At 73.3% G+C, this 15,178-nt stretch carries 9 protein-coding genes; 5 read left to right on the plus strand and 4 right to left on the minus strand.

All coding sequences use genetic code 11. The features are described 5' to 3' along the window. Positions 1-2: 2 nt before the first annotated feature. Entirely contained in the window at positions 3-1,157 is a 1,155-nt protein-coding gene (locus C229_RS0103355; protein ID WP_018653666.1) for an ATP-binding protein, read from the minus strand. 140 nt (positions 1,158-1,297) lie between these two features. Here C229_RS0103355 and C229_RS0103360 point away from each other — a divergent pair, with 140 nt between their 5' ends. Next, positions 1,298-2,545 carry a PspC domain-containing protein gene (locus tag C229_RS0103360; protein ID WP_018653667.1) on the plus strand — a complete coding sequence of 416 codons (1,248 nt, stop codon included), beginning with the start codon at positions 1,298-1,300 and terminating at the stop codon, positions 2,543-2,545. Further along, a complete protein-coding gene (locus C229_RS0103365; protein WP_018653668.1) occupies positions 2,538-2,738 on the plus strand; it encodes a hypothetical protein in 201 nt (66 codons plus the stop codon). The genes C229_RS0103360 and C229_RS0103365 overlap by 8 nt, the downstream gene beginning before the upstream one ends. 252 nt (positions 2,739-2,990) lie before the next feature. On the opposite strand, the gene C229_RS0103370 is transcribed toward C229_RS0103365, so the two are convergent. Further along, positions 2,991-3,419, minus strand: coding sequence for a cupin domain-containing protein (locus C229_RS0103370; RefSeq protein ID WP_018653669.1), 429 nt, complete (start codon positions 3,417-3,419; stop codon positions 2,991-2,993). Between the two features lie 278 nt (positions 3,420-3,697). Here C229_RS0103370 and C229_RS0103375 point away from each other — a divergent pair, with 278 nt between their 5' ends. The 3 genes from C229_RS0103375 to C229_RS0103385 all read left to right on the plus strand — a co-directional run bounded on the left by C229_RS0103375 (position 3,698) and on the right by C229_RS0103385 (position 7,995). Then, the gene (locus C229_RS0103375; protein ID WP_018653670.1) at positions 3,698-5,260 is read left to right on the plus strand and encodes an alkaline phosphatase D family protein; all 1,563 of its coding nucleotides are present in this window, start codon (positions 3,698-3,700) and stop codon (positions 5,258-5,260) included. 514 nt (positions 5,261-5,774) lie between these two features. Then, on the plus strand, positions 5,775-7,202 hold the full coding sequence (locus tag C229_RS35695; protein WP_018653671.1) for an SRPBCC family protein: 1,428 nt from the start codon (positions 5,775-5,777) through the stop codon (positions 7,200-7,202). Positions 7,203-7,293: 91 nt separating this feature from the next. Continuing rightward, complete coding sequence (locus C229_RS0103385; RefSeq protein ID WP_240487063.1) at positions 7,294-7,995, plus strand: class I SAM-dependent methyltransferase; 702 nt, start codon at positions 7,294-7,296, stop codon at positions 7,993-7,995. Positions 7,996-7,999: 4 nt separating this feature from the next. On the opposite strand, the gene C229_RS0103390 is transcribed toward C229_RS0103385, so the two are convergent. Beyond that, positions 8,000-11,503, minus strand: a complete 3,504-nt coding sequence (locus C229_RS0103390) for a bifunctional glycosyltransferase/CDP-glycerol:glycerophosphate glycerophosphotransferase (RefSeq protein ID WP_018653673.1) — start codon at positions 11,501-11,503, stop codon at positions 8,000-8,002. 93 nt (positions 11,504-11,596) lie between these two features. Beyond that, on the minus strand, positions 11,597-15,106 hold the full coding sequence (locus tag C229_RS0103395; RefSeq protein WP_018653674.1) for a bifunctional glycosyltransferase/CDP-glycerol:glycerophosphate glycerophosphotransferase: 3,510 nt from the start codon (positions 15,104-15,106) through the stop codon (positions 11,597-11,599). Positions 15,107-15,178 lie beyond the last annotated feature (72 nt).

The following is a 15,178-nucleotide window of genomic DNA, read 5'->3' on the forward strand; positions in this document are numbered from 1 at the left end:
CGTCACGCCCTCCTGCTCTCCAGCCGGACCTCGGTGCCCTCACCCGGCGCGGTGCGCACGGTGGCGCTGCCGCCGTTGCGCTCCATCCGCCCGATGATGGACTGCCGCACTCCCATTCTGTCGGAGGGTACGTCGTCCATGGCGAACCCCTTGCCCCGGTCGCGGACGAAGACGTGCACGGCGTCCGGTTCGACCTCCGCGTAGACGGACACGGGGGCGACGCCCGAGTACTTCGCGGCGTTCACCATGGCCTCCCGGGCGGCCTGGACGGTGGCGCTCAGCGCGTCGTCCAGCGCCGTGTCGCCCACGACGACGATCTCGATCGCGACGCCGTGCAGGTCCTCCACCTCACCGGCGGCCTCGCGGATCGCGGCGGCGAACGTCAGGTCCGGGTCGGCGCGCGGCTGGTAGAGCCAGGTGCGCAGCGTCCGCTCCTGCGAGCGGGCCAGGCGCTGCACCTCGCGGGGGTCGGCGGCGTTGCGCTGGATGAGCGTCAGCGTGTGCAGCACCGAGTCGTGGATGTGGGCGGCCAGTTCGGCGCGCTCCTGCGAGCGGACGCGTTCCTGCCGCTCGGCGTCGAGGTCCTGCCAGAGCCGGACCACCCACGGCGTCAGGATCACCGAGACGCCGGTGAGGATGATGAGCGACGCCAGCACGACGAACCGCGCCTCGCCGCCGTCGAGCTGCCGCGCGATGAAACCGGCGATGCCGCCGATGACGAGCAGCAGCCCGAACAGGCTGCGCAGCCACATCTGCCGCAGCGGGAGCACCCAGCGCTGCCGCTGCTCGCGGTCGGCCTGCTGCCACAGGATCGCCACGCCGACGCCGCCGACGATGAACGGCCACAGCGCCGCCTGCACGATCCCCGCGCCCCACGACACGGCCGACAGCAGCACCGTCATCGCCGCGTATGCGGCGAGCTGGCCCCACTCGCGCGCGTCCAGCCGCGCGGGCGGCCTCTCCTCGCGCGGCACCAGCACCCAGAACGCGCCGTAGGCGGCCACGCCGAGCCCGCCCGCGATCGACGCCAGGACGAACGCCAGCCGCACGACCAGGACGTCCACGCCGAGATGCCCGGCCAGGCCGCGCGCCACCCCGGCGAGCAGCCGTCCGTCCGCGCCCCGCTCCAGCCGCCGGACGCCCGCCACCTCGCTCATCCCACGATCGTCACACGTCAGAGCCCCGCCCGCATCAGGGACCACCCCTGAGCCGCGCTCAGGGTCCGGGAGCGACCTAGGGGTCGGACCAGGGGTTTCCCGGATACCGGCGGGGAGTGCGGACGGCGGAGGATGGGGGCATGGTCGAAACGACGACGGACTACCGGCGCCTCGCCCGGGCTCCCGAGGGGCGCATCCTCGCGGGGGTCTGCACCGGGCTCGGGCGGTCCACCGGCATCGACCCGGTCGTGTACCGGGTCGGGTTCGCGCTGCTGGTCTTCGCGGGCGGGCAGGGGATCATGCTCTACCTCGCGGCGGCGCTGCTCATGCCGTCGTCGCCCGCGACGTCCTCGCCCGCCGAGCAGGTGTTCCGGCGCTGGTTCGACGCCGCCGCGGTGCTGTCGGTCCTCGGCGCGCTGCTCGGCGTCGGGGTGCTGCTCAGCCTCCTCGGCAACGGGTTCTCCACCGACGCCGTCGCGGCGCTGACCGTGTTCGGGCTGGCGCTGCTCACCGTCCACGGGCGGGGCGTCGACCTGGTGGCGGCCGCGCGGTCGTTCCCGGAGCGGTTGCAGGGGCATCGTCCGCCCGACGTGCAGGAGCCTCCGGCGAGCACGCCGGTGACGTTCGACAAGCCCGCGTCCGCCGGGGGTCCGGGCGGGCTGCCGGACGGGATGATCGACCTCGCGCGGTACTCGGGGGGCGGCGCGACGGCGGCCGGTGCCGCGCCGTCGGCGGGTGCGTCCGCGCCGGTGAAGGCGAAGGAGGACTGCGGGCGGAAGGGGTGGCCGGCGCTGACGTCGGTCACCGTGCTCGCGGCGGCGGGCGCGGGGGCGCTGGCCCTGCCGTTCGCCGACGACCGCTCCGACCTGCGGCTCTGGCTGATCGTCGGCGCCGTCGGGCTGGCGGTCGTCGGGATCGGCACGCTGTTCGGCGGCTGGTTCCGGGCGGGCGGTCTCGCCACGACCGGGTCGCTGCTCGTCCTGACGCTGCTGGCCGGGTCGCTGGTCCTCAGCCTGCCGGAAGGCACTCGTTACGGTGATGTCGATTGGAGACCGGTGAGCACTGTCAGAACACACGAGGTCTACCGGGTCGCGATCGGCAAGGGGCGGCTCGACCTGACCGCGCTGCCGGTCCGCGCCGGTGAGCGCGTCAGCGTGGACGCCCAGGTGATGGTCGGCGAGCTGGAGCTGACGGTCCCGCGCGGCGCCCGCGTCCGCCTGCACGCCCGCCTCACCGTGGGCGACCTGCGCGTCGGCGACCGCACCGTCAACGGCCCGAAGATCCGCCACACGGAGATCCTGGAGGCCGACGGCGCCCCCGCCAACCCGCCCGTCATCGACCTGAACGTCCGCACCCGCCTGGGCGACGTGGAGGTCAGCCGTGCCTGACGCCCGCAAACCCCGCTACGACTTCGGCACGCTTCCCCTCGCCCTGTTCTTCCTCGGCGCCGCCGCCTACTTCCTCTACACCGGCGTCACCGGCACTCTTCCATTCCCTCTCCTGGAAACGGTCCTCACCACCGTCGCCGCTCTCGCCCTCACCCTCACGTTCCGCGCCCTCACCTGGCGCCGCCGCCACTGATCCCTCCACCCGAACCCCGATGCGGGGCGGGTGGGGCCCGCCCGTGCCGCAGCGAGATGCCGGTGCACCGGGCGCTGATGTCGCGGTGCTCGGTGGTGAAGCCCGGCGAGGTGCCGATGCCGGCGTACACCTGGCCTTGCTGACCGGGCAACTGCACCGACGTCAGCGCGTAGATCGCCGCACACCCACGCGACCACCGGCTATGCCCCGGCCGGCGTCGGCGGCCTCGGTCGGCGGATGGAGGGCGGATGCTCAGGAGGCGCGGGCGTGGAGGGTGATGGCGTAGGCGGGGCCGGGGTTGGCGAGGGTGCGGGTGGTGGTGGGGGCGTGGACGCGGGTGCGGCCCGGGCGGAGGGGGCGTTCGGTGACGCCCTGCGGGGACATGATGATCTCGTCGAGGGTGCCCGCCAGAACGGTGCTGACCTCGGTGGTCCCGGCGGCCGCGGGGGCGGCGCGGTGGCCGGGGGGCCAGACCGTCAGCCAGGCGTCGATGTCGGGGCGGGTGTTCAGCGGGACGTGCTGGGGCGTGTCGGCGTCGAAGTCGACGCGGTGCCACCACGCGGACGGGCTCGCGGTGAGGGTGCCGAGGTGGTCGGTGAGCTGGCCGACCGTGGCCGGGCGATGGGCGAGGGCTCGGCCGTGCGGGTCGTCCTGGCCGCGCATCATCAGGTCGGGAACCATGACAGAGGTCCTTCGTGAGAAAAGAGATCCGGGAAAGGCGAAACGTCATCCGGAAGGGGTCGCCGGTACGAAGGTCAGCGACAACACGAAGGACACAGCGCGCTGGCCGCGCGGCGAAGAGCCACGGGGCTGCGAAGAGCAGAGCGCGCTGACATGGGTCCTAGGAGACACTCCGTCACCGAGCGTTGTCAAGTCGGACACGGGACGATCACACCGGCGCCACCACCGGCGATGAGCATGACGCGGTGAACGATCATGCTCGACCGAACGGAGCCGCCATGACCCTCGACCGCCGGACCGTCCTGCGCGGCGCACTCGTGACCACCGGCACGACGCTGCTCGGGGCGACCGCCGCGCCCGCGTCCGCGTCCGCCGGGCCGATGACGGCGCCCGGCCTGCTGCGGACGAACCGGCCGCGCCTCACGCACGGCGTGCAGAGCGGCGAGGTCACCGCGCACGACGCCGTCGTGTGGGCGCGCGCCGACCGTCCCGCGCGGATGCTGGTGGACGTGTCGCACCGCCCCGACTTCCGGGGCGCGGCGACCGTACGCGGCCCGCTGCTGACGCCCGGCACCGACCTGACCGGCAAGACGCTGCTGCGCCACCTCCCTCCAGGACGCGAACTGCACTACCGCGTGCGCCTCGACGACGGCCGCGCGGTCTCCGCACCGGTCGGCGGACGGCTGCGCACCGCCCCGTCCTCCCTTCTGCCGCGCTCGCGCGACGTCTCGTTCGTGTGGTCGGGCGACCTGGCCGGTCAGGGCTGGGGCATCGACCCCGCGCACGGCGGCTACCGGATCTTCCGGGCGATGGAGACGCTCGACCCCGACTTCTTCCTGTGCAGCGGCGACCTCGTCTACGCCGACGGCCCGCTCGCCGAGACGGTCGCGCTGCCGGACGGCCGCGTCTGGCGCAACGTGCTCACCCCGGAGAAGGCGAAGGTCGCCGAGACGCTCGCCGAGTACCGGGGCCAGTTCCGCTACAACCTGCTGGACGAGAACCTGCGCCGCTTCAACGCCAGGGTGCCGATGATCTACCAGTGGGACGATCACGAGGTCACGAACAACTGGTACCCGGGCGAGATCCTGGACTCGCCGCAGTACACCGAGAAGCGCGTGGACGTGCTCGCCGCCCGTGGACGCCGCGCGATGCTGGAGTACACGCCGGTGCGTCCCCGCAGTGGCGACCGCCTCTACCGGAAGGTCTCCTACGGCCCCCTCCTGGACGTCTTCGTGCTCGACATGCGCACCTACAAGGACGCCAACGGCCCCGGCACCGACCCCCGCCAGCGCGACGGCGTGCTGGGCCGCGCCCAGCTCGCCTGGCTGAAGCGCGAGCTACGGGCCTCGCGCGCTACGTGGAAGGTGATCGCCGCCGACCTGCCGCTGGGCCTCATCGTGCCGGACGGCACCGCGTTCGAGGCCGTCGCGCAGGGCGACCCGGGCACGCCGCTCGGCCGCGAACGCGAGATCGCCGACCTGCTCTCCACGCTGAAGCGCCACAAGGTGCGCAACACGGTATGGCTGACGGCCGACGTTCACTACACGGCCGCGCATCACTACGACCCGGCCAAGGCGGTCTTCCAGGACTTCGACCCGTTCTGGGAGTTCGTCACCGGCCCCCTGAACGCCGGCGCATTCGGCCCGAACGAGCTCGACGCGACGTTCGGCCCGCAGCTCAAGTTCCGCAAGACGCCGCCCCGCGCCAACACCTCCCCCGCCGAGGGCTTCCAGTTCTTCGGCCAGGTCGAGATCGACGCCGCCACCCGCACGCTGACCGTCCACCTCCGCGACATCGACGGCGCCTCCCTCCACAGCACCCGCCTCACCCCCCACCGCTGACACCCCGGGCGACGCGACCCCTCCCCCGCCCCGCGCCGCACCCGCGCTCTCCCCGCCCGCCCCGACCCGCCCCGCGCCGCCAGTCCCCCGCCGCAGCACCGCCCACGCACAAAGCACCGCCCGCCGAACGAACACCCTGACCAGACCACGCATCACACACCTCCAAGCCACAGCCGACCCCCGCCGACCACGCCCTGAGACCACCCTCCCGCGCACCGAAGGAAAATAAAAACCCGATCCCGAACCTGTGGATAACTCTCACGGGGGCTCTGCTCGCGCGGGGCGCGGGGCTGGGTGGCACAACAGGCGTTCGGGCGAAGCCGAGGTCCGTCGCTCAGCGGTGGCCGTCATGTGAGCAGAGGCAGCGACCGTCGCTCGGCGGTGGCCGGCATGTGGGGTGGGTCAGCGGGAGGTCTAGGTCGCGGGCGGCCCGGATTTCGGGGTGTCTGGCGGTGGGCGGTGTGGCGGTCGTAGGGTCGGTGGGCAGGGAACCGGATCAGAAGGGCGCGAGATCATGGAGCTCGACCACGAATTCACCGTCCCGGTGCCGGTGGATGTGGCCTGGTCGGTGCTGCCGGACGCGGAGCGGGTCGCGGCGAGCGTCCCGGGTGCGACACTGGACGCGGTCGACGGTGACGAGCGGCGAGGACGGCTGCGGTTGCGGATCGGTGCGATGACCGTCACCTACCGGGGCACCGCGCGGATCGTCTCGGCCGACCAGGCCGCAGGCACGATCACCGTCGAGGCGACCGGCAAGGAGGCCCGCGGCGCGGGCACCGCCACGGCGACCGTCCAGGCCCGGCTGCGCGGCGAGGACGGCGCCACCCGCGTCGCCCTGCACACGAAGCTGCACGTGACCGGACGTCCCGCCGACGTGCCCGCCGACGTCCTCGCCGACGTGGGCGCCCGCCTCGTCGCCCGCTTCGCCAAGAACCTGGACGCCGACCTCCGGCAGAACCCGCCCGCCCTCGCCCAGGCCGCCGCGGACGAACCTCCCGCCACCCCGCCGCCTCCCGAGCCGACACCCCCGGACGAACCCGCGCTCCCACCCGAGGCCGAAGCCGAGACGGCACCCACCCCGGCCCCCGCCGCCTCCGACCTCCCCGCCACCCCCGTCCCCCCGCAGCGCCCCGCCCCCGACGACGCCACCCCGCCGCCCCGCGCCGCGCCCCCTGCCGCAGACGAACCGCTCCCCGCCTCTCCTCCCGCCACGGGCGCACCCGCCCCCGGCGACGAACCCCTCCCCGCACCGCCTCCCGCCCCCGGCGCGCCCATCCCCGGCGAAGAACCGCTCCCCGCGTCGCCTCCCGCTACGGGCGCACCCGCCCCCGGCAAGGAACCGCTCCCCGCACCGCCTCCCGCCACGGGCGCACCCGCCCCACCGCCTCCCGCCACGGGCACGCCCACCCCCGGCAACGAACCGCTCCCCGTACCGCCGCCCGCCCTCGGCGACGTCACCGAGCCGCCGGACGCCAGCGCTGAGAGCAACGACGAATCCGCCGAGCCCCGGACCGGTGACGAGCCGGACCCCGTCGCCGGGCCGCGTCCGTCCAACGGCGCCGCCGACAACGAGACGGGCGCGGACGCGTTCGAAGGCGAACCCACGCCCCTCGTGCCCGACGACCCTGCGCCGCTCCTCACCGAACGGGAAGAGGCCGACGCGACCGAGCCCAGCCCCCTCCCCGACCCCGACGTCCCAGACGTTCCAGACGAGCCGGTCGTCGAGCGGGTCACGCCGGTCGTGCCGAGGCCACGGCCGGTGAGTGCGGTGGAGGCGGGCGTCGCGCCGGTGACGCCGCTGCGGCCCCGCGACGCCGTGCCGGTCGCGGCCGAGGGGCCGGAGGAACAGCCGGTGCCGACGCTGCGCCGGATCGTCCCGCTGGCGGCGCTGCTCGTCGTGCTGCTGCTGATCGTCCGCAGGTTGCGGCGCCGGAGCGGCTGAGGGCCAGCGGCCGGGCAAGTCCGCGCAAGATTCCGATCATGATCGGCGGCGCCGGTCGCCGGTGCCGGGCATGATCGCGTCGGCTGGTCCCGTGCAGAGCATCGGTGTCCGGCCGGGACCGGACGAGCAGTGGTGGTACCGGGAGCGCCGCGCCGTGCTCGCCCGCGCGCTGGCGCGGGTCGGCGGGCCGGAACCGGGCCGTGACCAGGCCCTCGACGTCGGCGCGGGGCGCGGCGCGCTGTCGCTGGCGCTGCTCGACCACGGCTGGCAGGTGACGGCCGTGGACGCCGACCCGGCCGCCGTGGCGCGGTGCCGGGAGGCGGGCGTCGACGCGCACGTCGCCGACGCGCGCTGGCTGCCGCTGCCGACAGCGAGCTTCGACCTGACGCTGGCGTTCGACGTCCTGGCGCACGTGGACGACGACCTCGCCGCCGCCCGCGAGATGGCCCGCGTCCTCAAGCCGGGCGGCTCCGCGCTGGTGTCGGTGCCGTGCGACCTGGCGCTGTGGTCGGCGCACGACATCGCGCGCGGGCGCGTCCGCCGCTACACGCGCGCCACGCTGATGCGGCTGCTCGCCGAGGCGGGCCTGATCTGCGAGCAGGTCACGCACTGGAACGTGCTGCTGCGCCCGGCGGTCCGGTTGCGCCGGCACTGCGTGGACGGCTGGGAGCCGCGTCCCCGGCATCCGGTCGTGAACCGGTTGCTGGCGTGGCTGCTGGCCGCCGAACGCCGCCTGCCCGTCGGCTCGTTCCCGGGCACGACGCTGCTGGCGCGCGCCCGGCGTCCGGGCTGACGGGTCAGCGCAGGACGCGTTCCAGCACCCGGGCCCCGGCGCGTCCGTCGTCGTGCGGGCAGAACTTCGCCCGGAACGCCGCGTAGGCGCCCGCGTACCACTCGGACACGGCGTCGATGTCGGCGATCGACTTGATCACCTCGTCGGAGGAGCTGAGCAGCGGCCCGGGCGACTCGGCCTCGAAGTCGAAGTAGAACCCGCGCACGTGGTCGCGGTAGCGCTCCAGGTCGTAGGTGTAGAAGAGCATGGGCTTGCCGGTGACGGCGAAGTCGAACATCGACGACGAGTAGTCGGTGATGAACACGTCCGTGATCAGGTACAGCTCCGCGATGTCGGGATAGTCCGACACGTCGATGACGAACGGGTTCTCGCCCGGCGCCGGTTTGTCCGTCACCAGGTAGTGCGTCCGCAGCAGCAGGACGTGGTCACCGCCGAGTGCCGCCGCCGCGGCGTCGAGGTCGAGGGCGAGCTGGAAGCCGCGCGTGCCGATCGAGAAGTGGAAGTCGTCGCGCCAGGTCGGCGCGTACATGACGACCTTCGTCCCGGGCGCGATGCCGAGCCGTTCGCGGACCTCCAGCGCCAGCCGGTGCCGTTCGGGCCGGTTGAGCAGGTCGTTGCGCGGATACCCGAGCGTGGCGATCTCGCCGGTGTAGCGGAACGCGCTGCGGAACAGCGGCTCGGAGAAGGAGTTCTGCGCGACGAGCAGGTCCCAGTTGGGGACGTCGTAGTCCATCCAGACGACGCCCTCGGTCCGCTTGTAGGGCATCTCCTTGAGGTCGTAGCCGATCTTCTTCAGCGGCGTGCCGTGCCAGAGCTGGACGTACTGCTGGCCCTCCCGCTTGACGAACCACGTCGCCTGCCGCCAGTTGCCGAACACGACCTTCGCGCGCGCCATCGCGCGGACGTGCTCGCGGCTGCCGCTGAGCACGACGCGGGCGCCGTCGGGCGCCGGGAACTGCCCGTCGCGGGTGACCCAGACGCATTCCATCTCGGGCCGGGTGCGGCGCAGTTCCTCGAAGACGCCGCGCGGGTTGTCGGAGTACTGGCGGCCGTCGAAGGCGTCGAAGACGGCGAGGTCGAGCAGCGGTTCGCGCCGGAAGCGCGCGTACTCCTCGGTGTGCAGGAGGCGCTGCGCGTACCCGCCGGACTCGTCGTCGGCCAGCGCGACGCGGACGCGGAGCTGGACGGCGTCGTCGCCGGTGGCGTGGGTCTCGAACTCGTGCAGCCCGACGACGTGCCGGGGCGGCAGGTTCCGCATCGCGGCGCGTTCGGCGACGACGGGCAGTTCCCGGTCGCCGGCCCGCGCGCGCACGTTCCAGGTGCCGCGCGCGAGCGGCAGCGCCGCCCCGAACTCCGGCATGGCGGCGGGCTCGAACGCGGCGGTGAACCGGTCGCCGTCCCATTCCGTCGCCACCGTGTACTGCTTGCTGGACCGGTGCCGCCGCAGCAGCAGGTGGTCGGGGCGGCCGGGGCCGCCGCTCCACGTGCCGGTCAGTGTGAACCGCCCGCCGTCCCAGCGGGCGGACGTCAGGACGGGCAGCGCGGGCCGCGCGGACCCGGTGAGGTTCGCGAACTTCGACCGCGTGATCACGACCTCGACGCCGTCGTGGCCGGGGACGGCGTAGCGGCCGTCGGGGGCGCTCTCGTCGATCACCGGCTTGGTGCCGTCGCTGAGCCGGAACGACCAGCCGACGCCGCCGGGCGACTCCCACGCGGCGCCCAGCCCGGCCGGGACGCCGACGTTGACGGCCTCGGGCGCGCCGAGCCGCGCCAGCGGCAGCCGGGCGGTGAAGCGGAAGCGTCCGGCGCCGTCGGGCGTGACGGTCAGCGGCGCGCGGACGGTGCGCGCGACCGGCGAGGCGGCGATGAGCTTGGTCCCGGCGGCGGGTTCGCGCGCGAGCACGCCCTCGATCTCCAGGTGGTCGCCGTCGCGGCGGTGCGCGGTGATGAGCGCGCCGGGCCGGCGGACCCGCAGCCGCAGGAAGCGCGGGGTGACGGCGTGGAACAGCACGCCGTCGGGCAGTTCCCGCTGGAGCGGCCAGCGCTGCCGTGCCTCGCGCGGCGGGGCGACGGTGCGCCGCCACTTGCGGCCGTGCGTGATCACCTCGACGACGAGCCGCCAGTCGGTCTCGCGGCGGATGCCGAGGACCTTCAGCTCGGCGGGATCGACCTCGGTGACGAACCCGGACCATTCACACGACACCGTCGACTGACGGGACAGCGCGGTCACGTCGGGGCGCGGGACGCGCTTGACGGGCAGCCGCCGCAGCCCCTTCTTGCCCTCGGCGACGAGCCACAGCCGCAGCCGCAGGTCGTCCTGCGACGAGGCGTCGATGCCGCGCACGTAGGCGTGCCCCTCGATGCGGAGCCGGGGGCCGTTCCAGGAGAGCCGGTCGACGCGGGCGACGGCGGCCAGCTCGTCGGTGACGTCGTACAGGTGCTCGGGCAGCGCCGCCGCGGCGTCCTCGAAGAACGGGTACTGGGCGAACCAGCGGCCCTTGCGTCCGCGCTGGACGTACGGCGCGTCCTTGGCGGCGCCGATGCGGACGAAGGTGAGGACGTCGAGCAGTTCGTCGAGCCGGCCGTGCGAGAGCAGGTGCATCTGGAGCCGCAGCAGGGCGGGCTGCGCGGCGACGACGGCGGGGTCGAGGGCGCGGATGACGGCGGCGCCGAACGTGAGCAGGCCGCCGCGATCCTCGTCGGCGGTGCGCGGCAGCGCCTCCAGCAGGACGCGCAGGTCGACGTCGATGAACAACTGCTCGTCGGCGTGCGGCAGCAGCGCGGGCGCCTGGCGGGCGAAGCGGGCGCGCAGGTCGGTGACCATCCGGACGCGCTGCTCGTAGTTGTCGAGGTCGAACTTCTCGGCGGTGATCGACCCGGCCCGGCGCCGCCAGAAGTAGACGGTCTCCTCGATCACGTCGATCGCCGACGCGGCCAGGTGGGCGCCGACGGCGACGGGGCAGTCCTCGTAGAGGCCGTCGGGGAACGTGAACCCGTGGGCGTCCCAGAAGGAGCGGCGGTAGACCTTGTTCCACACGCAGCGGTCGCGGACGAGCGGCGGGTGCTGGGTGATATGGGTACGTTCCCGGGCGGTGGTGAACACCTTGTCATGCAGCCACGACTGGAAGGTCCGGTCGGACTCGAAGCGGTGCGCGTTGCCGCACGCGAGGTCGGAGCCGGTGCGGTCCAGGGACGCGACGAGCAGCGCGTACGCCTGCGGCGGCAGCAGGTCGTCCCCGTCGGCGAAGGCGAGGTACTCGCCGGTCGCCTCGGCGATGCCGTGGTTGCGGGCCGGGCCCGGGCCGAGGTTGTCCTGGCGCAGCACCCGGAACCGTGGGTCGCCGGCGGCGAAGCTCTCGGCGATGACGACGGTGTCGTCCTGCGATCCGTCGTCGACGAGGAGGACCTCCAGGTCGTCCAAGGTCTGGGCCGCCAGCGATTCCAGGCAGGCGGCCAGGTAGTCCTGCACGTTGTGCATCGGGACAACCACGCTGAGCTTGGCGGGCATCTCCGATCCTCCAGGTTCCCTGCGCCCCTTTCCGTGAAGGGGCGGACGTCCCGGTCACTCTAGAACGAATCCGGTGACCGGGACGTCACGGTTTCAACGACTCAGCAGGTGGTCGACGACCCTGGCGGCAGCGTGGCCGTCGTCGAACGGGGCGAACGACTTGGCGAACTGCTCCAGGGCCGGCGCGGAGTCCGCCGCGACGGTGTCGAGCGCCTCCAGTGCGCCGATCAGCTCGTCCGACGACCGCAGGATCGGTCCGGGTGCCTGCGCCTCCAGATCGAAGGTGAAGCCCCGTACGTCGTCGCGGTAGGACTCGAAGTCCGGCGCGAACAGCAGGATAGGCCGCCGGAGCCCGGAATAGTCGCACATCACTGACGAGTAGTCGGTGACCAGCGCATCCGACGCGATGAACAGCTCCGTGATGTCCGGATGGTCGGTGACGTTCATCACGAAGTGCTCCAGACCGTCCGGAACCTGAACGTTCAGCATGTGGTGCAACCGCAGCAGCAGGACCGTGTCGCCGCCCAGGGCCGCCGCCGCCCGCTCCAGGTCCAGCCCGAGCTGGTGCCGGGAGAGTCCCGCCCCGACACGCAGGTTGTCGCGCCACGTCGGCGCGTACAGCACCGCCCGCTTCCCGTCCGGAATGCCGAGTTCGTGGCGGACGCGGGCACGGACCCGCGCGGCGTCCGGCCGGTGGGCGGCGTCGTTGCGCGGATAGCCGCTCTCCAGCACCTCGCCGTCGTAGTGGAACGCCCGGCGCATCACCTCGGTCGTGAACGGGTTCTGCGTGAGCAGCAGCCCCCACCGGGCGATGTCCTCGGCCAGCACGCGCTGCCGCTGGTCGCGGCGCTCCATCGTCGACCAGAGCATCTCGAAGCCGACGCTCTTGATCGGCGTCCCGTGCCAGGTCTGGACGTAGAGCTGGTCGGGGCGGGACAGGTAGGTGTGCGGCTGCGCCGCGTTGTTCACGACGATCCGCGCCTGCGCCGTCAGCTCGTAGTACTCGCGGGAGAACCGCTGCACGGTCCGGCCGCCGTCCGGGACGGTGAAGTGCCGGTCGCCGAGCACCCACACGAGTTCGTGGCCGGTGTCGCGGCGGCGGAACTCCTCGTAGATCGCCTTCGGGTTGCAGGAGTACTGCCAGCCGAAGAAGCTCTCGAACGTGATGAGGTCGCGCACCGGACGGCGCAGGAACGCCGGATAGTCGCGTTCCTCCAGGATGCGTTGCTTGTAGGGGCCGAACTCGTCCGGTTCGCGGTCGATCTGCGCCGACAGGTGCAGTCCGGCGCCCCGCGACGGCCAGACCCGGAACCGGAACCCCGCCGCGACGACCGCCTCCGGCAGGTCGCCGAAGCAGTTGCGCCCGCCCCGCAGCGGGAACTGCCGTCCCTCGGCGTCCGTGCCCGCGATGTCCCAGGTGCCGACGATCAGCGGCAGTTCGCCCGCCCAGCCGGGCATCGCGCCCGGCCGGAACCGCGCCTCGAACGACGATCCGTCCCAGGCGAGCGGAACGACGTGCCGTTCCCCGCCGCGCCGCCGCTGGAGCGCGAGCCGGGTGGGCGGCGGCACCGCTTCCACGGCACCGGCGTAGGCGCCGCCGATGACCAGCGTGTCGCCGTCCCAGCTCGCGCGGGTCGCGACGAGGTGCGCGGGACCGACGTTGACCAGCGCGTTGCCGTACCGGGTCCGGCCGATCACGAAGCCGAACGCGCCCTGCCCGCCCGCCGACTCGGTGAAGTCGTCCGGCACCGACAGCCGCGGCGTGCCGCCGCTCGACGAGAGCGCGAGCGTGTGGCCGATCGTCTCGGTGAACGCCTCGGCCTCCGCCACGGAACCGGTGAACTCGTCGTAGGGCACCGCGCAGCGGAACGGTGTGCGGCCGTCCTCGGGCGTCCCGTAGGCGACGGGCAGCCGCACCCGCGTGCCGCGCTCGCGGCTCGCCAGCACGAGCCGGTCGGCGGCGGCGCCGGTCGTCGTCGTCCAGCCCGACAGGGTGAGCGCGTCCGCGCCCCACTCCTGCCCGGTCAGCATGACCTCGGGCTGACGCAGCCGGAGCGTCACACCGGTCTTGGCGTCCTGCACGACCTGCACGCGGCGGCCGTCCAGGTCGCGGTAGCGCGCCCAGCGCGCGATCGGCCCGCACGTCAGGATCGGGCCGGACCGGACGATCCGGTCGCGGCCCCGGCCCGCCTTGACGGTCACGTGGAACTGCCAGTCCGCCCGGACAGTGTTCGGCACCGGCGGCAGCCGGTCGGTCTCGACGTCCACGACGAAGCCCGCGCCGTCGTAGCCCACCGCCGACTGCCGGGACGTCGCGGTGACCTCCGGGACGTCCACGCGGCGCAGCGCCGGACGGTACGTGACGTTGGACTTGGTGTGCCGGAGCCAGACGTCGATCTGGTCGTCCGCCGTCATCGGCAGGCCGTCGACGTAGGCGTGCCCGGTCAGCCGGACGGTGCCGCCGTCCCAGACGATGTCGTCGATCTGCGCGGACAGTTCCAGCTCGTCCGTCATGTCGTAGACCGCGGCGGGGATCGCGCGCTCGGGGTCGTCGCGGAACGGGTGCCCGGCGTACCAGCGGCGGCGCAGCAGGCCCCGGGCCTCGGGCTCGGTGACCGGACGGCCGGTGCGCTCGTACTCGCGGACGCGGGCCAGGTCGTCGCCCCGGCCGGTGACGGTGAGGTGGTACTTGAGTCGTGCCAGCGACGGGAGGGAGTCGAACAGCCTGGCGTCGAACCCGGCCACGTAGGCGCCGACGAGGCGGCACAGCCGCTCGCGGTACTCGGCGTCTCCGTCCTCCGCCGCGTTGAGGAAGATCATCAGATCGTCCTCCAGGCTGGCCAGGTCGTAGGCGTCCTTCAGGTCCGGCGCGGCCGTGCGCAGGAACTCCGAGACGGCGCCGACCGACCGCAGCCGGTCCTCCAGGTTCGTGGCCTCGGTCCGCCGCTGGGTGATCGAGAGTTCCCCACCGCTCTCGCGCACCCGGTACAGATAGATCGTCTCCGACAGGACGTCCACGGACGTCGCCCGCACGTGCGCGGGGATCATGACCGGGATGTCCTCGTACGCGCCGGGCGGGAACGCGAAGCCGTGCTCGTCCCAGAACGCGCGCCGGAACACCTTGTTCCAGGCCGTGCGGTCGCGCAGCAGCGCGGGGTCGCGGCTGACGTGCGTCTGGAGCCGGTCGCGGGCGAAGGTGTCGCGGTAGAACTTGGCGCGGACGGCGCGTTCGGCGTCGAACCGGTCGACGCCGCCGCTGACCAGGTCCGAGCCGGTCTTCTCCAGGGAGCCGACCATCAGCTCGTAGGCGTAGGAGGGGACCTTGTCGTCGCTGTCGAGGAACGCGAGGTAGGTGCCGGTCGCGTGCTCCGCGCCGGTGTTGCGGGCCGGGCCGAGGCCCTCGTTCTGCTTGCGGACGAGCCGGAAGCGCGGGTCGCGCGCCTCGAACTCCCTGGCGATGTCCGCGCTGCCGTCGGGGGAGCCGTCGTCCACCATGATGATCTCAAGGTCGGTGAGCGTCTGCGCGGTGAGTGACTCCAGGCACTCGGCGAGATACTCCTCGACCTTGTAGATCGGGACGACGATGCTGAGCGTAGGTGCCATTCTCACGACCTTTAATCCGGTTTGCCCCTGATGTCGGGCCCGCCGGGCGCTCGCATGCACCTGGGATTGGGA

The organism is Actinomadura flavalba DSM 45200, assembly GCF_000374305.1.
Classification (GTDB): Bacteria; Actinomycetota; Actinomycetes; order Streptosporangiales; family Streptosporangiaceae; genus Spirillospora; species Spirillospora flavalba.